We start from the raw sequence: 19,940 nt of genomic DNA on the forward strand, positions 1-19,940 counted from the left end.
GCATGCAAGCCGCGGCCGCGTGCAGGGCTCAACGCCGCGCGGCCTTCAGTTCGCGTTCGATCGCGGCGACCAGGGCCGGGTCATCCGGGGTGGTCTTGCTGGGGAAGTTCGCCACCACCCGGCCATCGCGGGAGATCAGGTATTTGTGGAAATTCCAGCCCGGCGCGACACCGGTGGCTTTCGTGAGCGCGCGATAGAGCGGCGTGGTTTCGGGTCCGATCACATGGACCTTCTCGAACATGGGGAACTTGACGCCGTAGGTCAGCGTGCAGAACTCCTGGATCTGCTGCTCGTCGCCGGGTTCCTGCCCCTTGAAATCGTTGGAAGGAAAGCCGAGTACCGCGAATCCCCGCCCGGCGTATTTCTGGTGCAGCGCCTCCAGGCCTTCGTACTGTGGCGTGTACCCGCATTTACTGGCCGTGTTGACGACCAGCAACACCTGTCCGGCGTACTTGTCGTTCAGGCGGACCGGTGCCTTGCCGGCCAGCGGCCGGTAGCTGACGTCCAGCAGTCCGGCCGCCCAGGCGCTTCCAGCCACCGCAAAAACGGCCATAAAAGCCATTAGTTTCAATCGCTTGCTTTTCATTCCAGGCTCCTGACCGCTGGGGACGACAAGTATGCCTTCAGTTGGGTTACGAAACCGCCTCACCCCGGTTGACGGCCTGTGTTTTGGTGTTATAGTTACATACAACACCACTCACCCAATGAAAGGGGGAGACGCAATGAAACCGAAACTGCTCAATACGCTGTCCGGCCTGGCGGCCAGTGGCGCCCTGCTGACCCTGGGTCTGCTGGTCGGCGCCACCGAAACCCGCCAGCGGAATGCCATGGAAGGCAGTCCCTTGGCCGGCGTCGATTCCACCATCGAAGCCACGTCCGCTACCGGGGAAGCGCAGGTCCACCCGCGCCGCCGCGCCCGCGCCACGCTGTCGATGCCCTACTTCTCTTTCGCGCAGTCGCTGCGCCCACGGGGTTGAGCCATGGTCAACATCCAGTGGAGCGACGGTGCTCCCATCTACCGCCAACTGAAGGACCGGGTGATCGCCATGATGCTAGACGGAGTTCTGAAACCGGGTGATGCCCTCCCCTCCGTCCGCCAGGTGGCGGCCGAGTACCAGCTCAATCCGATCACGGTCTCGCGCGCCTACCAGGAACTGGCCGACGAGGCGCTGGTGGAGAAGCGCCGCGGCCTGGGCATGTTCGTCACCGACGAGGCTTCCAAGAAGCTGCTCAAGAGCGAGCGCGAACGCTTCCTGCACGACGAATGGCCGACGGTGGCCGAGCGCATCGAACGCCTGGGGCTGTCGATCGAGGAACTGCTGCAAGCCAAGGGGAACAAGTGATGAGCGCCGTGATTTCCAATACCGTGGTATCCGCCCACGGCCTGCGCAAGGCCTACCGGAGCAAGCTGGCGCTGGACAACACCAGTTTCCAGATCGAGGCCGGCAAGATCATCGGCCTGATTGGCCCCAACGGCGCCGGCAAGACCACCGCGCTGAAAGCCATCCTGGGCCTGACCCCGTTCGAGGGCGATCTGAAGGTGCTGGGCCTGGACCCGCGCAAGCAGCGCGGCCAGCTGATGAACGATGTCTGCTTCATCGCCGACGTGGCGGTTCTGCCGCGCTGGATGCGGGTCCGTGAAGCCATCGACTTCGTGGCCGGCGTGCACCCGCGCTTCGACCGCGCCAAGTGCGAGCGTTTCCTCGCCAACACCCAGTTGCGCCCCGACCTGCGGGTCCGCGAGATGTCCAAGGGCATGATCGTGCAGTTGCACCTGGCCCTGGTGATGGCCATCGACGCCCGCCTGCTGGTGCTGGACGAACCCACCCTGGGCCTGGACATCCTGTACCGCAAGCAGTTCTACCAGCGCCTGCTGGAAGACTACTTCGACGAACAGAAGACGATCATCGTCACCACCCACCAGGTCGAGGAAATCGAACACATCCTCACCGACGTGATGTTCATCCGCGATGGCCGGATCGTGCTGACCGCGCAGATGGACGAGGTGGCCGAACGCTATACCGAATTGCTGGTTTCGTCCGACAAGGCCGACCTGGCGCGCACCCTGAATCCCATCGACGAACGCGGCCTGCCGTTCGGCAAGACCGTCCTGCTGTACGACGGCGTCGACCGCGGCCGGCTCTCCGAGCTTGGCGAGACCCGCAATCCCGGTCTGGCCGATCTGTTCGTCGCCATCATGAAAGGAACCTACGCATGAACACCGCCACCACTGTGCATGCCACCAAAGGCTCCGCCTTCAAGTGGCTGTTGAAACGGGAGTTCTGGGAAAACCGCGGTGGCTTCCTGTGGGCACCGGTCATCACCGGCGCGATCATCACGGTGCTGTCCTTCATCGCCGCATTGATCGGGGTCATCAAGTTCTTCCAGGTAAAGAGCGACGTCGCCATCAACATGGGCATGGACGGCGACATGGCCGAACACGTCCGCCAGATCGGCGCGGTCGGCGACGGCATCCTGATGGGCGGCATGGGTCTGACCCAGATCGTGCTGGCCTTCGTGGTGTTCTTCTATGCCCTCGGGACGCTGCATGACGATCGCCGCGACCGCAGCATCCTTTTCTGGAAGTCGCTGCCGGTCACCGATACCCAGATGGTCCTGTCTAAAGCAGTCTGGGCGCTGTTCCTGGCCCCGCTGCTGGCTGTCGGCATCGGTGTGCTGGTCGGCGTGGCGCTCTGGGTCATCGCGGCCGGCGCGATGGGCATCATGGGCATGCCCGGCGGCTGGGCGATGTTCACCCACTCGCATCCGCTGAGCGTCATCACCAACGTGCTGTCGACCCTGCCCATCTATCTGTTCTGGGCCCTGCCCGCGGTTGGCTGGCTGATGTTCTGCTCGGCCTGGTCGCGCAGCAAGCCGTTCCTGTGGGCGGTGCTGATTCCGGTGCTGGCCTGCGTGATCATCAGCATGCTGGGCATCCTGGGCATCGACATCCCCTATGGCCCGCTCTGGTACACCGTGGTCTATCGCGGCCTGCTGAGCGTACTGCCAGGCACCTGGTCGCCGCGCAGCCTCACCGAAAGCCAGCTGGCCGGCCAGGACGTGAACACGCCTGACGACCTGATGCGGATGATGAACCTGGGCAACAATTGGCACGTCTTCGGTACCGCCGACCTGTGGATTGGCGCGGTCGTCGGCGTCGGCCTGATCGCTGCCGCCATCTACCTGCGCCGCTGGCGCGACAGCGAGTAAGGTACGCGGGCGGTGGCGGTCCGCCACCGCCCCTTTCCGAGCCACCGCAGTCCATCCACCGCCCGCACGGAGATTCCCATGCATCGCGTTTTCCTGCCGCTGACCGTCCTGGCCCTGGCCGCCCTGTCGCCGGCCATCGCCCTGGCCGGCGACCACTGCAAGCACACCGAACCCCGCCAGCTGGCTCTGGACGTGGGGGATGCCAAGGCCGTGGTCTTCGACGTCGCCTCGCATGATCTGAAGCTGGTGGCGCGTACCGGCGGCAAGTCCGCCCTGCAGGGCCGCGCCTGCGCCTCGGAGGCGAAGCTGCTGCCGCAGTTGACCGTCACCCAGCAGCGCGAGGGAGACAAGCTGGTGGTGCGGTTGCGCCGCGAAGGTCAGTTCCGCGGCATCTTCTTCAGCGACCACTACGCCTATCTGGAAATGACCGGCAGCGTGCCCGACAACATTCCGGTGCAGATCAAGGTCGGTTCCGGCGATGCGGAAGTGCGCGGCGCCGCAATCGTGAGCGTGGATGTCGGTTCGGGCGATGCGATCATCCGTGAGACCCGCGGCCTGGTCGCATTCGACGTCGGTTCCGGCGATATCGACATCGACGGCGCGGGCTCGCTCCAGGGCATCGACATCGGTTCGGGCGACGCACGTGCGCGCAACATCCGCGGTGCGGTCCGGCTCGGCACCATCGGTTCGGGTGATTTCGAACTGGAGGACACCCAGGGCCCGGTGGAAATCGGATCCATCGGCTCCGGCGACGCGGAGCTCGCCGGGATCGGTGGTGATGTCGTGGTCGGCAGCGTCGGATCCGGCAACCTCGGCGTGCGCGAGGCACGCGGCAACCTGACGGTCCGCTCCGTCGGCAGCGGCTCTGTCGATCACTCCGGTGTCAGCGGCACCGTTTCCCTTCCCCGTCGCCATTGAGGAGTTCCGCCATGCGCATCCCATCCCTTTCCACCGGCCTGGGCATCGGCCTGGTGCTGGCACTCTCGCTGGCCGCCTGCAAGCCGCAGACCAGCATCGACAGTGGCAACGGCAAGGTCGCCCGCTTCGGTGACGGCGAACTCACCATCGACGCGGATGGCTATCCCAAGGCCAAGGTCGGCGCCAATGGCGACTTGATCATCGATGGCAAGGCGGTGGCGCTGACACCGGATCAGCGCAAGCTGGTCTCCGCCTATTACGGCGAACTGGAAGGCATCACCCAGGCCGGCATCGCGGTCGGCAAGCAGGGCGCCAAGATGGCGGGCAAGGCGGTTGGCGCGGCGATCAGCGGCGTGCTCAGCGGAAACACCGACGACATCGACGCGCGGGTGGAAGCCGAGGCCAAGAAAATCGAGGCCGAAGCCAACAAGATCTGCACCCGCCTGACCGGACTGCGCACCGCCCAGGACGCGCTGGCGGCGCAGGTGCCGGCATTCCGTCCGTACGCCAATCTGGACCAGAAAGACATCGACGACTGCGGCAAGGACTGATCCTTCCGCTTCCCGCCGCGGCGAGGGATTTGCCGCGACGGCTCCACGACAAGACGCGAGGCCGAACCATGAACGGGATGTGGTCGCTGCTGTTGTGCCTGTGTGCCGTCGCTTCCCCGGTTGCGGGCGTGTCCGCGGGAACCGCCCCCGACCCGGTCGAAGCATTGATGCGGGAGGCACGCGTGACCGGCCTCGCGCTGGCCGTCATCCATGATGGCAAAGTGACCGAGCTCAAGACCTACGGCCTGCGCGACGTCGAACGGAACCTGCCGCTGACACCCGATACCACGATGTACGCGGCATCGCTCACCAAGGGCGCGTTCGCCTATGCGGTGATGGGGCTGGTCGAGGATGGCCGGCTGGATCTGGATCGCCCGATCGCCGAGTACCTGTCCCGCCCGCTGCCGGAGTACGGGAAGTACGCCGACCTGGCCGGCGACGAGCGCTGGCGCCGGCTGACGGCGCGGATGTTGCTGGCGCATACGGCCGGCTTTCCGAACTTCCGGTTCTTCACTCCGCAGGGCTACGACGAGCATGCGAAGCTCGCCTTCGCGTTCGAGCCCGGCGGCCGCTTCGCCTACTCCGGGGAAGGCATCAACCTGCTGCAATTCGTGATCGAGCACGGCCTGGGCATCGATGTCGGCGTCCTGATGCAGGAAAAAGTGTTCGATCGCTTCGATATGCGGGGAAGCGGCATGACCTGGCGTGACGCGTTCGCCACGGAACTCGCGCAGGGCTACGACGAGACCGGGAAACCCCTCGGCCACAAGCGGCGCGGCGCGGTGCGCGCCGCCGGTTCGATGGATACGACCCTGCGCGACTTCGCCGCGTTCCTGGCCGGCCTCTCGCGCAGCGAGGGCCTGGATGCCCCCGCACGCGAACAATTGTTCGGTGATCAGGTGCGCATCGGCTCGGTGCAACAGTTCCCGACCCTTTCCACCGGGACCACCTCCGACAACGAAGACATCCGGCTGGCCTATGGCCTGGGCTGGAGCGTGTATCGGACACCGGAGGGGCGCGCGTTCTTCAAGGGCGGCCATGACGACGGCACCCGCAACATCGCCGTGTGCGTGCGCGATGGTCGCGACTGCCTCTTGCTGATGAGCAACAGTTCCAACGCCGACAGCATTTTTCCCTACCTCATCGAATACAAGCTGGGATCGGTCTGCTTTCCCTGGTACTGGCAGGCCTACCTGCCCTACGACCATCCGGAGCTGCGTGCGCCGGACGCCAACGCGCAGGCGCACCCGCCCTGCACCCGCTGGCCCTTGCCCGCCACGATCGTCCCCCACTGATTTCTTGCCAGCGCCGGGTCACACCCGTACTTCCCCGCGCGTCCTGATCCCTGGACGCATTCCGCGCCGCTCCTCCAGGACATCCCATGAAACGCCGACTCCCGCTGCTGCTGTCCCTGCTCCTGCCCGGTTTCGCGATGGCCGGCGAGCCCATCGATTTCCACTACACCAATCCGCAGGTGCTGGCGGCCACCGATGCGGCCACCGCCGGCGAGGCCTGGTTCGCGCGTTGCGCGGCCGGCGGCCAGTTCGCGGATCTGGCGCGTGGCTATGCGCCGGATCCCCGCCTCACCCGCGAGCAGCGCGAAACGGCCGAGAAGGGGTTCGATCGCGCCCGCTTCGAGAAGATCGCCCAATCCACCTATGATCGCGTGATCACCGATCTGCCACAGGGGCGGTTGACCCTGTGCGTGGATTTCACCGCCCCCGATGACGCGTTCACCCGCGATCGCATGCAGGGCGTGATCGCGCTGACCGCCGGCAACGGCAAGATCGTCGTCAAGCTGCATCCGCAGGCCGACTGGGCGAAGCTTCTGCCCTACGTGCTCGCGCATGAGCTCCATCACAGCTACTGGGCAAAGGAACAGTTCCGTCCGGACGCGGCGTTCACCCTCGCCGACTATCTGGTGTTCGAGGGCCGCGCCGACTACTACGCCAACAACGTGTTCGGCGCGCATCCGGCGCCGTGGATCCGGGCGCTGGACGATGCCCAGCACACCGCCACCCTGGCCGCGTTCCGGCCCAATCTGGGCGAGACCTCGCCGCAGGTGTTGATGGGCGCCATGTTCGGTAACCCGCAGGCGGGCATCCCGATGTGGGCCGGTTACTCGGTCGGTTACCGGCTTGTCGCCGCGCGCCTGGATGGAAAACCACACGACTGGGCGGCCATCGCCGCGATGAAGGCCGCCGAGTTCATTCCCGCCGAATGATGGCGTGAACCGGAGGTGGCGGGCGGCTCAGCCGCCTCCACCGCCCGGTTTGCCGTGGATGCCGCCCTTGGCGAGCACCGCCGGATCCAGCAATGGCTTCAGCACCTTCTCCGGCAGGCCGGTGACCTCGCGTGCCACGTCCAGCACCGCGCGGTTCTCCTTGTACGCCTGCTTGGCGATGGCCGCGCCCTTCTCGTAGCCGATCACCGGATTGAGCGCGGTCACCAGGATGGGATTGCGATCCAGCGCGCGCCTGACGTTGTCCTCGCGCACCGTGAGCCCCTCGATGGCGGTGTCGGCCAGCAGGCGCGACACGTTCGCCAGCAACTGGATCGAATCCAGCAGGTTGGCCGCGATCAGCGGCAGGGTCACGTTGAGCTGGAAATTGCCGGTCTGCCCGGCAACGGTGATCGCGGTGTGGTGGCCCATCACCTGCGCGCACACCATCACGGTCGCTTCCGGAATCACCGGATTGACCTTGCCCGGCATGATCGAACTGCCCGGCTGCAAGGCCGGCAGTTCGATCTCGCCCAGGCCGGCCAGCGGCCCGGCATTCATCCAGCGCAGATCGTTGGCGATCTTGGTCAGCGCCACCGCCAGCGCGCTGAGCTGGCCGGACAGTTCGACCGCGTCGTCCTGCGCCGCCAGACCCTCGAATTTGTTGCCCGCGCTTTCGAACCGCGCGCCGGTCTGCTTCGACAGCGCCTTCGCCACCCGCGCGCCGAAACGCGGATCGGCGTTGATGCCGGTGCCGATCGCGGTGCCACCCAGCGGCAACCGGCGCAGCCGCTTGAGGCTGTCGGCGACGCGCTCCTCGGCCGAGGCCAATTGCGCCGACCAGGCCGAGAACTCCTGGGCGAAGGTCAGCGGCATCGCGTCCATCAGGTGGGTGCGACCGGTCTTGACGATCCTGCCGAGCGCCTTGCCGCGCCGATCGATGGTCCGGCGCAGGTGCTTTACCGCCGGCAGCAGATCTTCCAGCACGGCCAGTTGCGCGGAGACGCGGATGGCGGTGGGAATGACGTCGTTGGAGCTCTGGCCCAGGTTGACGTGATCGTTGGGATGCACGCCCTTGCGTCCGGCTTTGCCGGAACGGCTGGCGAGCGCGGCGATGACCTCGTTGGCATTCATGTTCGACGAGGTGCCCGAGCCGGTCTGGTAGATGTCGATCGGGAAATGCGCGTCGTGTTCGCCGGCGGCCACCTCCAGCGCGGCGGCGCGGATGACCCGCGCGGTGACCTGCGGCAACAGGCCCAGACCGGCGTTGACCTCGGCGGCGGCGGCCTTGATCAGGCCCAGCGCGCGGATGAAGCCGCGCGGCATCGGCCGGCCGGAAATCGGGAAGTTCTGCACCGCGCGCTGGGTCTGCGCTCCCCAGAGCGCGTCCGCGGGCACCCGCAGTTCCCCCATGCTGTCCCGTTCCACCCGGGTCCGTTCGCTGCGGGCCGCGCCCGCCGTGGTTTTCCTGCTCATCAGCGCCTCCTGTGGGGATGGTCTACGACTGGCGCCGGGTGGTGGAACCGGCTGCTTGCGAGGGCCGCCAGCATACGCCAGGCCGGCTGGTGGCCGTCTCGCGGTAAACTAGAACGCTCCTTTTCAACCCCCTCCCGCTCCCCATGTCGGAATCCGCCCTGCTCGCCCTGTCCCCGCTCGACGGCCGCTACGCCGCCAAGGTCGACGCCCTGCGTCCCATCTTTTCCGAGTACGGGCTGATCCGGGCGCGCGTCAAGGTGGAAGTGGAATGGCTGCTGGCGCTGGCCGCCGAGTCCGGCATCGTCGAACTGCCGGCCTTCTCCGAGGAGGCCATCGCCCGCCTGCGCACGCTGGCCGATGGCTTCTCGGTCGCCGACGCCGCCCGGGTCAAGGAGATCGAGCGCACCACCAACCATGACGTCAAGGCGGTCGAGTACTTCATCAAGGAGCGCCTGAAGGACGATGCCGAACTCGCCCCCGCGCTGGAATTCGTGCATTTCGCCTGCACCAGCGAGGACATCAACAACCTCAGTTACGGCCTGATGCTGGAGCAGGCGCGGCGCGAAGTGCTGCTGCCGTCGCTGGACGGCGTCGCCGCCTCGCTGCGCGCACTCGCGCATGTCCAGGCCGCACAGCCGATGCTGTCGCGCACCCACGGCCAGACCGCCTCGCCGACCACCCTGGGCAAGGAAATCGCCAACGTGGTCGCCCGCCTGGAGCGTCAACGTGGCCAGATCGCGGCGGTCGAGCTGACCGGCAAGATCAACGGCGCGGTCGGCAACTACAACGCCCACGTCGCCAGCTATCCGGACGTGGACTGGCCGGCGTTCGCCCAGCGTTTCGTCGAAAGCCTGGGCCTGGTCTTCAATCCCTACACGACCCAGATCGAGCCGCATGACAATGTGGCCGAAATCGGCGACGCCGCGCGCCGCGCCAACATCATCCTGATCGATCTGGCCCGCGACATCTGGGGCTACATCTCGCTGGGCTACTTCAAGCAGAAACTCAAGGAAGGCGAAGTCGGATCCTCGACCATGCCGCACAAGGTCAATCCGATCGACTTCGAGAACGCCGAAGGCAACTTCGGCCTCGCCAATGCGCTGTTCGAGCATTTCAGCGCCAAGCTGCCGATCAGCCGCTGGCAGCGCGATCTGACCGACTCCACCGTGCTGCGCGCGCTCGGCACCGCCTTCGGCCACAGCCAGGTGGCGCTGGACTCGCTGGCCAAGGGCCTGGGCAAGCTGGAAGTGAACCCGCAGCGCCTGGACGCCGATCTCGACGCCGCCTGGGAAGTGCTGGCCGAAGCCGTACAGACCGTAATGCGTCGGCACGGCCTGCCCAATCCCTACGAGCAGCTCAAGGCGCTCACGCGCGGCCAGGGCATCACCGCCGACTCGATGCGCGCCTTCATCGAATCGCTGGAGCTGCCCGCAGACGCCAAGCAGCGCCTGCGCGAAATGACCCCGGGCAGTTACACCGGCCTGGCCGAAGCGCTGGCCCGGAAGATCTGAGACCGCCCGGATCCCGCACGCCGACGCCGCAGGACCGCTCCCATGCAACTGCTGATCAACCTCGACGTGCCGGATCTGCAAGCCGCCGAAACGCTGTACCGGCAGGCGTTCGGCCTGACCACCGGACGCCGCTTCGGCGACGACGTGTTGGAACTGCTGGGCGCACAGGCGCCCATCTATCTGATCCGCGCCGCCGCCGATTCCGAGGGTGCTCCCGGCTCGCGCCGGCACTACGATCGCCACTGGACGCCGGTGCACCTGGACGTGGTGGTCGAGGATCTGGACGCCGCGCTCGCCACCGCCGTCCAGGCCGGTCTTCACCCCGAAACCTCCATCCGCGAAGCCCGCTGGGGCCGCATCGTGCGCCTGGCCGATCCCTTCGGCCATGGCTGGTGCCTGTTGCAGTTCATCGGCCGCGGTTACGACGAGATCACCACATGAAGCCATTTCCGCCGAGGGTGTCCATCCCGGCCGCCGTGTTCCTGCTGCTGTCCGCCCTGCCCGCCGGCCGGATCTGGGCGGATGAAGCCGCCGCTGGCACCACCACCTGCCCGGCCAAGCCGCGCTGGGACGATCCGGCCACACCGCTGCGACTGCACGGCAACACCTGGTTCGTCGGCACCTGCGGCATCAGCGCGTTGCTGATCACCTCGCCGCAGGGGCATGTCCTGATTGACAGCGGCACCGCCGCGGGCGGACGCCAGGTGCTGGCCAACATCCGCGCACTCGGATTCCGTCCGGAGGACGTGCGCGCCATCGTGATCTCGCACGAGCATTTCGATCACGTCGGCGGCCTGGCCGATCTGCAGCGCGCCACCGGCGCGCCGGTGCTGGCGCGCGAACCGGCCGCGTCCACATTGCGGCGTGGCGCCAATGACCGCAGCGATCCCCAGTTCGGGCAACTCGAATCCTTCACGCCGGTCGCCAACGTACGCGCCATCGACGACGAGGAAACCGTCACCGTCGGCCCGCTGTCGCTGAAATCCATTCCCACGCCGGGCCATACCCCGGGCGCGGCGTCCTGGACCTGGCGCTCCTGCGACGGCGACGAATGCCGCCAGTTCGTCTACGCCGACAGTCTCTCCGCGTTCTCCAGCGACCAGTACCGCTTCGGCGACGAGCAGGCCCATCCCGGCTATGTCGCCGCCTTCCGGCAAGCCCTGGATCGGGTCGCCGCGCTGGACTGCGACATCCTGGTGACGCCGCACCCGTCCGCCAGCCGCCTGTGGTCCCGCGTCGGCCCGGGCGCCAACGAACCGCTCGCGAACACCCGCGCCTGCCGCGACTACGCGCAGTCCGCGCGTGAAAGCCTGGACAAACGCGTAGCCGAAGAAGCCGCCCCCGCTCCCGCAATTTCCCCACGCCCATGATCGAAGTCCACGCCACCGCCAAGCATTTCCTCGGCATGCCCGCCGCGCGTTTCCTGCGCGAGTACTGGCAGAAGAAGCCGCTGCTGATCCGCAATGCGTTCGCGCATTTCCAGTCGCCCATACAGCCGGAGGATCTGGCCGGCCTGGCCTGCGAGGAAGGCGCGCTGTCGCGCATCGTCATGCATGACCGTGAGAACGATGCATGGACCCTGCGCACCGGGCCGTTCCAGGAAGACGAGTTTCCCCGCATGCCGCACCACGATTGGACCCTGCTGGTGCAGGACGTGGACAAATGGGACCCGGACGTGCGCGGGTTGCTGGCGCATTTCGACTTCCTGCCGCGCTGGCGGCTGGACGACATCATGATCAGCTTCGCCGCCACCGGCGGTTCGGTCGGCGCGCACGTGGATCAGTACGATGTGTTCCTGCTGCAGGCGCAGGGCCAGCGGCACTGGCTGATCGACGCCAGCGAGAATCCCCCGCTCGGGTTCCGCGAGGACGTGGAACTGAAGCTGCTGCGCGAGTTCACCCCCACCCACGACTGGGTGCTGGAGCCGGGTGACATGCTGTACCTGCCGCCGGGTGTTCCCCACCATGGTGTGGCGGTCAATCCGTGCCTGACCATCTCCGTCGGGATGCGCGCGCCATCCTCCGCCGAGCTGATCAGCGACTATCTGGACACTCTGGTCGCCGACGCCGACGACCGCCTGCGCTACCACGACGAGGACCTCGCCCCGCCCCGCGATCCCAACGAGATCGATGCGGCGGCGATGGCCCGGGTGGTGGAGGCACTGAATGCCCTGCGCATGAATGATCCGGATCGCCTCGGCGACTGGTTCGGCCGTTTCATCACCACCTACCGGGCCGCGGGCGACGTGGCTCCGCCGCCGGAGCAGCGCTCGCGCATCGAGCTCGAATGGGATCTGGAGCATGGTGCGCGGCTGTACCGTCACCCGTTCTCGCGCCTGGCCTGGCGGCGGGCGCGCAAGGGCGCCACCCTGTTCTGCACCGGCGTCGATTACGCCCTTCCGGTGGCGGACGCGCGCTGGCTGGCGGCCGCGGAAGCCATTGATGGAACCGGTTATGCCGGCCTTTCCGGGGAGGGGCGCGACACCGTGATGGCACTGGTCGCCCAGGGCCACTATCAGTTGGGCATGGCGGAGGACGAGGATTGAATCCGCGCGGATTCCAGGTCGAAGCGGTCGAGTACGCCCGCCAGCGGGATGATCTGCTGCGGGTGCGCGAAACCGTGTTCGTGCAGGAACAGCATGTCCCGCTCGAGGAAGAACGCGACGCCCTGGATCCGCTGTGCAGCCATGTCCTGGCCCGCGACGACGCCGGCCAGCCCATCGGCACCGGTCGGCTGACCCCGGAACACCGCATCGGCCGGATGGCGGTCCTGCGGGAATGGCGCGGGCGCGGGGTTGGCGACGCCCTGCTCGTGGCGCTACTGGAGCAGGCCCGCCTGCAGCGCTGGCCCGAACTGACCCTCAACGCCCAGGTCAGCGCCGAATCCTTCTACGCCCGGCACGGGTTCGTGCCCTATGGCCCGCGTTTCCACGAAGCCGGCATCGAGCACCAGGCCATGCGCCGCCGGCTGGACGGCGCCACCGCCGTCGAGGACCCCGCTGGCGCCCGGGCGGCCCTGCTGGCGCTGGCCAACGGTACCCATCGCCGCCTGTGCCTCTACAGTCGGGACCTGGAACCGAGCCTGTTCGATGCGTCGGAGGTCCTGGATGCCCTGCGCCGGCTGGCGACCCGCTCCGGCCCGGCGGAAATCCGGGTGTTGCTGCAGGACGCGGGCACGCCACAGCGCAGGCTCGCGCCCCTGCTGCCCTTGGCCCAGCGCCTGCCCAGCGTGTTCCTGTTCCGCGAAGTGCATGACCCGGTCGACCGCAACTACCCCTCTGCCTTTGCCGTCAACGACGCCGATGGCTACTGCTTCCGCCCGCTGGGGCATCGTTTCGAGGGTGAAACGGATCAGGACGCGGGCGGCCGCGCGCGTCAGCTTCGCGAGGAGTTCTCGCAGATCTGGGAGCGTTCGCGTTCCTGCGCGGAATACCGCGCACTGGGCCTGTAGCCCCGGTCGGCGAAAATCCGCGGGAATCGCGCGGATTGTGTCCCTTGCGGTCCTCCACCTCGTCCGGACTGCGCCTTTAGTCCAATACCTTTATGCCCCGTTCCCGCCTTGCGGGTATAATTTTGGGGTTGTCTTCCGCCCGCGCGGGCCCACATCGATTCCGCCGGCCCCGTTCCTCCAAGATCAATCGACAGTTCGCATCTCATCGCCATCGTGGACAATCTCCTGAAGCAGTTTGCGCAATCCTCGCAACTCAACGGAGGCAATGCCTCCTACGTCGAAGACCTGTACGAGCAGTACCTGGTCGCCCCCGACAGCGTGGGTCCCAAATGGAAGGCCTACTTCGATGGGTTCAAGGGCCGCGAGGCCGGTGACGTGCCGCACTCGGTGGTCATCGATCAGATCACCGCGGCTTCGCGCCAGGCAGCGAACAACGGCCATGTGACGGCCGCGGCCGGCGGCGACGAGCGCGAGCGCAATGTCGGTCGCCTGATCACCGCCTACCGCTCGCGCGGCCACCTCGGCGCCAACCTGGATCCGCTGGGCCTGAGCCCGCCGATGAATCCGCCGGATCTGGCCCTGGCCTTCCACGACCTTTCCGACAAGGATCTGGACGCCGAATTCAGCACCGGCAACGTGGCCGGCCAGCCGCGCATGAAGCTGCGCGACCTGCTGGGACGCCTCAAGGCCGCCTACACCGGCTCCATCGGCGCCGAATTCATGCATATCCCCGAGGTCGAGCAGCGCCAGTGGCTGTACCAGCGGCTGGAAGCGGCGGCCGGCAACTACGGCCTGGACGCGGCGGCCAAGCAGCGCACCCTGGAGCGGCTGACCGCCGCCGAGGGCCTGGAGCGCTACCTGCACACCAAGTACGTCGGCCAGAAGCGTTTCTCGCTGGAAGGCGGCGACTCGCTGATTCCGCTGCTGGACACGATCATCCGTCGCTCCGGCGAAGGCCAGGTCAAGGACATCGTGGTGGGCATGGCCCACCGCGGTCGCCTCAACGTACTGGTCAACACCCTGGGCAAGAGCCCGCGCAAGCTGTTCGACGAGTTCGAGGGCAAGTTCGAGCACGACAACAGCCTGGCCCACGCCGGCGACGTGAAGTACCACATGGGCTTCTCCGCCGACATCGCCACCCCGGGCGGCCCGGTCCACCTGGCGCTGGCCTTCAACCCCTCGCACCTGGAAATCGTCGACCCGGTCGTGGCCGGCAGCGTGCGTTCCCGCCAGGAGCGCCGCAACGACACCTCCCGCCAGGCGGTGCTGCCGATCATCATGCACGGCGACGCCGCCTTCGCCGGCCAGGGCGTGGTGATGGAACTGTTCCAGATGTCGCAGGCACGCGGTTTCGCGGTCGGCGGCACCCTGCATGTCGTCATCAACAACCAGATCGGCTTTACCACCAGCGCCCGCGACGACGCCCGCTCCACCCTGTACTGCACCGACGTGGCCAAGATGATCGGCGCGCCGGTCCTGCACGTGAACGGCGATGACCCGGAAGCGGTGGTGTTCTGCGCCAACCTGGCCTACGACTTCCGCCAGCAGTTCAAGAAGGACGTGGTCATCGATCTGGTCTGCTATCGCCGCCACGGCCACAACGAGGCCGACGAGCCGGCGGCGACCCAGCCGCTGATGTACCAGACCATCCGCAAGCACCCGACCACCCGCGAGCTGTACGCGGCCAAGCTGGAAGGCGCCGGCGTGGTGCCCGCCGAAGGTGGCAAGGCACTGGCCGATCAGTACCGCAACAAGCTGGATTCGGGCGAGTACACCACCGAGCTGGCCAAGCAGAAGGGCGACGAACTGGCGATCGACTGGTCGAAGTACGTGTCCGGCAAGGTCACCGACCCGGTCGATACCCGGGTCAAGCGCAAGGCGCTGGACTCGCTGGCCAAGATCATCAACACCATTCCGGCCGGGGTGACACTGCATCCGCGCGTGGCCAAGATCTACGACGATCGCGCCAAGATGGCCGCCGGCGAACTGCCCGGCGACTGGGGCTTCGCGGAAAACCTGGCCTACGCCACCCTGCTCGCCGAAGGCAACGGTCTGCGTCTGGTCGGTCAGGACGCCGGCCGCGGCACCTTCTTCCATCGCCACGCGATCCTGCACGACCAGAAGACCGACAGCTATTTCCTGCCGCTGCGCCAGCTGGTCGAAACGCCGGAACAGGCCACCATCATCGATTCGCTGCTGAGCGAGGAAGCGGTGATGGCGTTCGAATACGGCTTCTCCACCACCGATCCCAACACCCTGTGCATCTGGGAAGCGCAGTTCGGCGATTTCGCCAACGGCGCGCAGGTGGTGATCGATCAGTTCATCGCCGCCGGCGAAGCCAAGTGGGGACGCATCAGCGGCCTGACCCTGCTGCTGCCGCACGGCTACGAAGGCCAGGGTCCCGAACACAGCTCCGCCCGCCTGGAGCGCTTCCTGCAGCTGTGCGCGCTGGAGAACATGCTGGTCTGCGTGCCGACCACGCCCGCACAGGCTTATCACATGCTGCGCCGGCAGATGCGCATGACCACCCGCAAGCCGCTGGTGGTGATGACGCCGAAGTCGCTGCTGCGCCACAAGCTGGCCGTGTCCAGCCTGGACGAACTGGCCAACGGCGAGTTCCAGCACCTGATTCCGGACAACGCGGCGGATCCGAAGAAGATCAAGCGCGTCGTGCTGTGCTCGGGCAAGGTCTACTACGACCTGCTGGAAGATCAGCAGAAGCGCGGCCAGGACGATGTCGCACTGGTCCGCGTCGAACAGCTCTATCCGTTCCCCCGCACCCAGCTCGCCGCCGAGCTCAAGCGCTTCGGCAAGGCCACCGACGTGGTCTGGTGCCAGGAAGAGCCGCAGAACCAGGGCGCGTGGTACCAGATCCGCCACCACCTCAACGCCTGCCTGGGCGAGAAGCAGAGCCTGCACTACGCCGGCCGCCCGCGCTCGCCCTCGCCCGCCGCCGGCCATTTCGCCGAGCACGTCGAGGAACAGCTGAAGCTGGTCGCCGACGCGCTGGTCAACAAGTTCGAAAACGACGTGGTCGCCGAGTAAGCGGCGCCCCGCATTCCACCCTTCAAAGCACGCCACCAAAAAAACAGGACGCCTCCATCCATGGCCACTGAAGTCAAAGTTCCGGTTCTCCCCGAATCCGTCTCCGACGCCACCATCGCCACCTGGCACAAGAAGGTCGGCGACGCGGTCAAGCGCGACGAGAACCTGCTGGACCTGGAAACCGACAAGGTCGTGCTGGAAGTCCCGGCCCCGGTTGACGGCGTGATCAAGGAAATCAAGTTCAAGGAAGGCGACACCGTGACCAGCCAGCAGTTGCTGGCGGTCATCGAGGAAGGCGCGGTCGCTGCGGCCTCCGCTCCCGCCGCCGAAGCACCCAAGGCCGAGGCCCCGAAGGCTGCGGCGCCCGCCGCCGCCGCACCCGCGCCGGCCGCCAAGTCCGCTCCGGCTCCCGCCGCCGGCGTCGAGGCCCTGCCGCCGGGCGCGCGCTTCACCGCTACCACCCAGGGCATCGATCCGGCCCAGGTGGAAGGCACCGGCCGCCGTGGCGCGGTGACCAAGGAAGACCTGGTCAACTACGCCAGCGGCAAGACCGCCGGCGTGTCCGGCGGCGCACGTCCGGAAGAGCGCGTGCCGATGACCCGCATCCGCGCGCGCATCGCCGAGCGCCTGATGCAGTCCAAGAACTCCATCGCCATGCTGACCTCGTTCAACGAGGTCAACCTGGGCAAGGTCATGGCGATGCGCAAGGAACTGGGCGAATCGTTCGAGAAGGCCAACGGCATCAAGCTGGGCTTCATGAGCTTCTTCGCCAAGGCCGCCGCCAACGCGCTGCAGCGCCATCCGGTGGTCAATGCCTCGGTCGATGGCAACGACATCATCTACCACGGCTACGCCGACATCTCGATCGCCGTGTCCACCGACAAGGGCCTGGTCACCCCGGTCCTGCGCAATGTCGAGCGCCAGAGCTTCGCCGACATCGAGAAGGGCATCGCCGACTACGCCAAGAAGGCGCGCGACGGCAAGCTGGGCCTGGAAGACCTGCAGGGCGGCACCTTCACCATCACCAACGGCGGCACCTTCGGTTCGCTGATGTCCACCCCGATCGTCAACCCGCCGCAGAGCGCCATCCTCGGCATGCACGCGATCAAGGAACGCGCCATCGTCGAGAACGGCCAGGTCGTGGCCGCGCCGATGATGTACATCGCGCTGTCCTACGATCACCGCATCATCGACGGCAAGGACGCGGTGCTGTTCCTGGTCGACATCAAGAACCAGCTGGAAAATCCGCACCGCATGCTGCTGGGCATGTAAGCGCCGGGAATCGGGAATGGAGACACGGGAATCGCCAAGGCGCCCGGCTCCTTCCCGCTTCCACGATTCACCATTCCCGATTCACCATTCCCGTGTGAGCGAAGCATGAGCGAACAACAACAATTCGACGTCGTCGTCATCGGTGCCGGTCCCGCCGGCTATCACGCTGCCATCCGCGCCGCGCAGCTGGGCATGAAGGTCGCCTGCATCGACGCCGCGCTGGGCAAGGACGGCAAGCCGGCCCTGGGCGGCACCTGCCTGCGCGTGGGCTGCGTGCCGTCCAAGGCGCTGCTGGACAGCTCGCGCCAGTTCTACAACCTGCAACACCTGTTCGGCGAACACGGCATCAGCACCAAGGATGCCAAGATCGACGTCGCCACGATGGTTGGCCGCAAGGACAAGATCGTCAAGCAGTTCACCGGCGGCATCGCCATGCTGTTCAAGGCCAACAAGATCACCCCGTTCTACGGCTTCGGCCAGTTGCAGCCGGGCAATGTGGTCAAGGTCAAGCAGCATGACGGCAGCGAGGTCGAGCTCAAGGGCACCAACGTGGTGATCGCCGCGGGCTCCGATTCCATCGAACTGCCGTTCGCCAAGTTCGACAACGAGTACATCGTCGACAACGTCGGCGCGCTCGACTTCACCGCCGTGCCCAAGCGGCTGGCCGTGATCGGCGCCGGCGTGATCGGCCTGGAACTGGGCAGCGTGTGGAAGCGTCTGGGCGCCGAGGTCACCATCCTCGAAGCCCTGCCCGACTTCCTCGCCGCGGCCGACGCCGAAGTCGCCAAGACCGCCGCTCGCGAATTCAAGAAGCAGGGCCTGGACATCCGCCTGGGCGCCAAGGTCAGCAAGACCGAGATCGCCGGCAAGGGCAAGACCAAGGAAGTCGTGGTCACCTACACCGACGCCGAAGGCGAGAAGACGCTGACCGTGGACAAGCTGCTGGTCGCCGTCGGCCGCCGCGCCGCCAGCAAGGGCCTGCTGGCCGAAGGCACCGGCGTGAAGCTCAACGAGCGCGGCCAGATCGAGGTCGACGAGCACTGCCACACCGGCGTCGACGGCGTCTGGGCCGTCGGTGACTGCGTGCGCGGCCCGATGCTGGCGCACAAGGGCTTCGAGGAAGGCATCGCGGTCGCCGAACTGATCGCCGGCCTGCCGGGCCACGTCAACCTCGACACCGTGCCGTGGGTCATCTACACCGAGCCGGAAATCGCGTGGGTCGGCAAGACTGAACAGCAGCTCAAGGCGGAAGGCACCCCGTACAAGACCGGCAGCTTCCCGTTCGCCGCGATTGCCCGCGCCGTCGCGATGGGCGAGCCGGCCGGCTTCGTCAAGGTCATCGCGCATGCCGAGACCGATCGCATTCTCGGCCTGCACCTGGTCGGCGTCGGCGTGTCGGAGCTGGTGCACGAAGGCGTGCTGGCGATGGAGTTCAACGGCTCGGCCGACGACCTGGCCCGCATCTGCCACGCCCACCCGACCCTGTCCGAGGCCATCCACGACGCCGCCATGGCGGTGGACAAGCGCTCGATCCACAAGGCCAATTGAGCCGGGAATGGGGAATCGGGAATGGAGAATCGAAAGATGCTCCCCGCCCGCCCCGCCCTGCTCCTCCCACGACGCCGGGCACGCCCGGCGTCGTGCGTTTAGGCCTCCTACGATTCTCCACTCCCGATTCCCCATTCCCGCCCCATGAAAAGCATCTGTGTCTATTGCGGCTCCAACGCCGGCAGCAAACCCCTCTATGCCGAACGCGCGGTCGCGCTGGGTGATCGCATCGCCCGCGAAGGCCTGCAACTGATCTATGGCGGTGGCAACGTCGGCCTGATGGGCATCGTCGCCGACGCGGTGCTGGCTGGCGGTGGCGAAGTGGTCGGAGTGATTCCCGAGCAACTGGTGAACTGGGAAGTCGCGCACAAGGGCGTGACCCGGCTGGAAGTGGTCGCCAACATGCATGAGCGCAAGAAGCGCATGTTCGATCTGTCCGATGCTTTCGTCGCCCTGCCAGGTGGCTTCGGCACCCTGGACGAGATGTTCGAGATGCTGACCTGGCGCCAGCTCGGCATCGGCGACAAGCCCTGCGCGTTCCTGGATGCCGATGGTTTCTATGCGCCGCTGATGGGCATGATCGACCGCATGGTGGAAGAACGCTTCCTGCACCCGGAGCAGCGCGAAGACCTGTGGCACGGCGAGGACATCGGCGCGCTGTTCGACTGGATGAAGGCCTACCAGCCGGCCCAGGCATCGAAGTGGATGGACGAGAAGCGGCGCAAATCGCTGCGTTGA

18 protein-coding genes and 1 pseudogene are annotated in these 19,940 nt (G+C 66.8%); 17 read left to right on the top strand and 2 right to left on the bottom strand.

Annotated elements, in window-relative coordinates; genetic code table 11:
- Positions 1–28: 28 nt before the first annotated feature.
- The gene (locus AC3DEZ_RS12145; RefSeq protein ID WP_488388432.1) at positions 29–586 is read right to left on the bottom strand and encodes a glutathione peroxidase; all 558 of its coding nucleotides are present in this window, start codon (positions 584–586) and stop codon (positions 29–31) included.
- A gap of 136 nt (positions 587–722) precedes the next feature.
- Between AC3DEZ_RS12145 and AC3DEZ_RS12150 the strand changes: the two genes are divergently transcribed.
- The 8 genes from AC3DEZ_RS12150 (at position 723) to AC3DEZ_RS12185 (ending at position 6,903) form a co-directional block, all read left to right on the top strand.
- Complete coding sequence (locus AC3DEZ_RS12150; protein ID WP_488388433.1) at positions 723–977, top strand: hypothetical protein; 255 nt, start codon at positions 723–725, stop codon at positions 975–977.
- A 3-nt stretch (positions 978–980) separates the two neighbouring features.
- Positions 981–1,343, top strand: a complete 363-nt coding sequence (locus AC3DEZ_RS12155; RefSeq protein WP_447101964.1) for a GntR family transcriptional regulator — start codon at positions 981–983, stop codon at positions 1,341–1,343.
- Entirely contained in the window at positions 1,343–2,218 is an 876-nt protein-coding gene (locus AC3DEZ_RS12160) for an ABC transporter ATP-binding protein (protein WP_488388434.1), read from the top strand. Before AC3DEZ_RS12155 ends, AC3DEZ_RS12160 begins: the two co-directional genes overlap by 1 nt.
- Positions 2,215–3,210, top strand: a complete 996-nt coding sequence (locus tag AC3DEZ_RS12165; RefSeq protein WP_488388435.1) for an ABC transporter permease — start codon at positions 2,215–2,217, stop codon at positions 3,208–3,210. Before AC3DEZ_RS12160 ends, AC3DEZ_RS12165 begins: the two co-directional genes overlap by 4 nt.
- A 78-nt stretch (positions 3,211–3,288) precedes the next feature.
- Positions 3,289–4,128: a DUF4097 family beta strand repeat-containing protein gene (locus AC3DEZ_RS12170; protein WP_488388436.1), complete on the top strand. Its 840-nt coding sequence runs from the start codon at positions 3,289–3,291 to the stop codon at positions 4,126–4,128.
- Between the two features lie 11 nt (positions 4,129–4,139).
- Complete coding sequence (locus tag AC3DEZ_RS12175; RefSeq protein ID WP_488388437.1) at positions 4,140–4,679, top strand: DUF2884 family protein; 540 nt, start codon at positions 4,140–4,142, stop codon at positions 4,677–4,679.
- A 68-nt stretch (positions 4,680–4,747) separates the two neighbouring features.
- Positions 4,748–5,974: a serine hydrolase domain-containing protein gene (locus tag AC3DEZ_RS12180; protein ID WP_488388438.1), complete on the top strand. Its 1,227-nt coding sequence runs from the start codon at positions 4,748–4,750 to the stop codon at positions 5,972–5,974.
- 86 nt (positions 5,975–6,060) lie between these two features.
- Positions 6,061–6,903 (top strand): DUF2268 domain-containing putative Zn-dependent protease, encoded by an 843-nt coding sequence (locus AC3DEZ_RS12185; protein WP_488388439.1) that lies wholly within the window; start codon positions 6,061–6,063, stop codon positions 6,901–6,903.
- Positions 6,904–6,930: 27 nt separating this feature from the next.
- Here AC3DEZ_RS12185 and AC3DEZ_RS12190 read toward each other — a convergent pair whose 3' ends face one another.
- Complete coding sequence (locus tag AC3DEZ_RS12190; protein ID WP_488388440.1) at positions 6,931–8,376, bottom strand: class II fumarate hydratase; 1,446 nt, start codon at positions 8,374–8,376, stop codon at positions 6,931–6,933.
- 143 nt (positions 8,377–8,519) lie between these two features.
- Between AC3DEZ_RS12190 and purB the strand changes: the two genes are divergently transcribed.
- The 9 genes and pseudogenes from purB to AC3DEZ_RS12235 all read left to right on the top strand — a co-directional run bounded on the left by purB (position 8,520) and on the right by AC3DEZ_RS12235 (position 19,940).
- The gene (purB, locus tag AC3DEZ_RS12195) at positions 8,520–9,887 is read left to right on the top strand and encodes an adenylosuccinate lyase (protein ID WP_488388441.1); all 1,368 of its coding nucleotides are present in this window, start codon (positions 8,520–8,522) and stop codon (positions 9,885–9,887) included.
- A gap of 42 nt (positions 9,888–9,929) precedes the next feature.
- Positions 9,930–10,328: a VOC family protein gene (locus tag AC3DEZ_RS12200; protein ID WP_488388442.1), complete on the top strand. Its 399-nt coding sequence runs from the start codon at positions 9,930–9,932 to the stop codon at positions 10,326–10,328.
- On the top strand, positions 10,325–11,257 hold the full coding sequence (gene bla, locus AC3DEZ_RS12205; RefSeq protein WP_488388443.1) for a subclass B3 metallo-beta-lactamase: 933 nt from the start codon (positions 10,325–10,327) through the stop codon (positions 11,255–11,257). The genes AC3DEZ_RS12200 and bla overlap by 4 nt, the downstream gene beginning before the upstream one ends.
- Positions 11,254–12,405 (top strand): annotated as a pseudogene (locus AC3DEZ_RS12210) (ribosomal protein uL16 3-hydroxylase); the annotation flags it as partial. The gene bla and the pseudogene AC3DEZ_RS12210, both read left to right, overlap by 4 nt.
- A gap of 23 nt (positions 12,406–12,428) precedes the next feature.
- On the top strand, positions 12,429–13,337 hold the full coding sequence (locus AC3DEZ_RS12215; protein ID WP_488388444.1) for a GNAT family N-acetyltransferase: 909 nt from the start codon (positions 12,429–12,431) through the stop codon (positions 13,335–13,337).
- A 213-nt stretch (positions 13,338–13,550) separates the two neighbouring features.
- Entirely contained in the window at positions 13,551–16,382 is a 2,832-nt protein-coding gene (locus AC3DEZ_RS12220; protein ID WP_488388445.1) for a 2-oxoglutarate dehydrogenase E1 component, read from the top strand.
- A 60-nt stretch (positions 16,383–16,442) separates the two neighbouring features.
- Positions 16,443–17,654 carry a dihydrolipoyllysine-residue succinyltransferase gene (gene sucB, locus AC3DEZ_RS12225; protein ID WP_488388446.1) on the top strand — a complete coding sequence of 404 codons (1,212 nt, stop codon included), beginning with the start codon at positions 16,443–16,445 and terminating at the stop codon, positions 17,652–17,654.
- A gap of 105 nt (positions 17,655–17,759) precedes the next feature.
- Complete coding sequence (gene lpdA / locus AC3DEZ_RS12230) at positions 17,760–19,202, top strand: dihydrolipoyl dehydrogenase (RefSeq protein WP_488388447.1); 1,443 nt, start codon at positions 17,760–17,762, stop codon at positions 19,200–19,202.
- A gap of 144 nt (positions 19,203–19,346) precedes the next feature.
- Positions 19,347–19,940, top strand: coding sequence for an LOG family protein (locus AC3DEZ_RS12235; protein ID WP_447101948.1), 594 nt, complete (start codon positions 19,347–19,349; stop codon positions 19,938–19,940).

The sequence above is a fragment of the Pseudoxanthomonas sp. 134C1 genome (assembly GCF_057773065.1).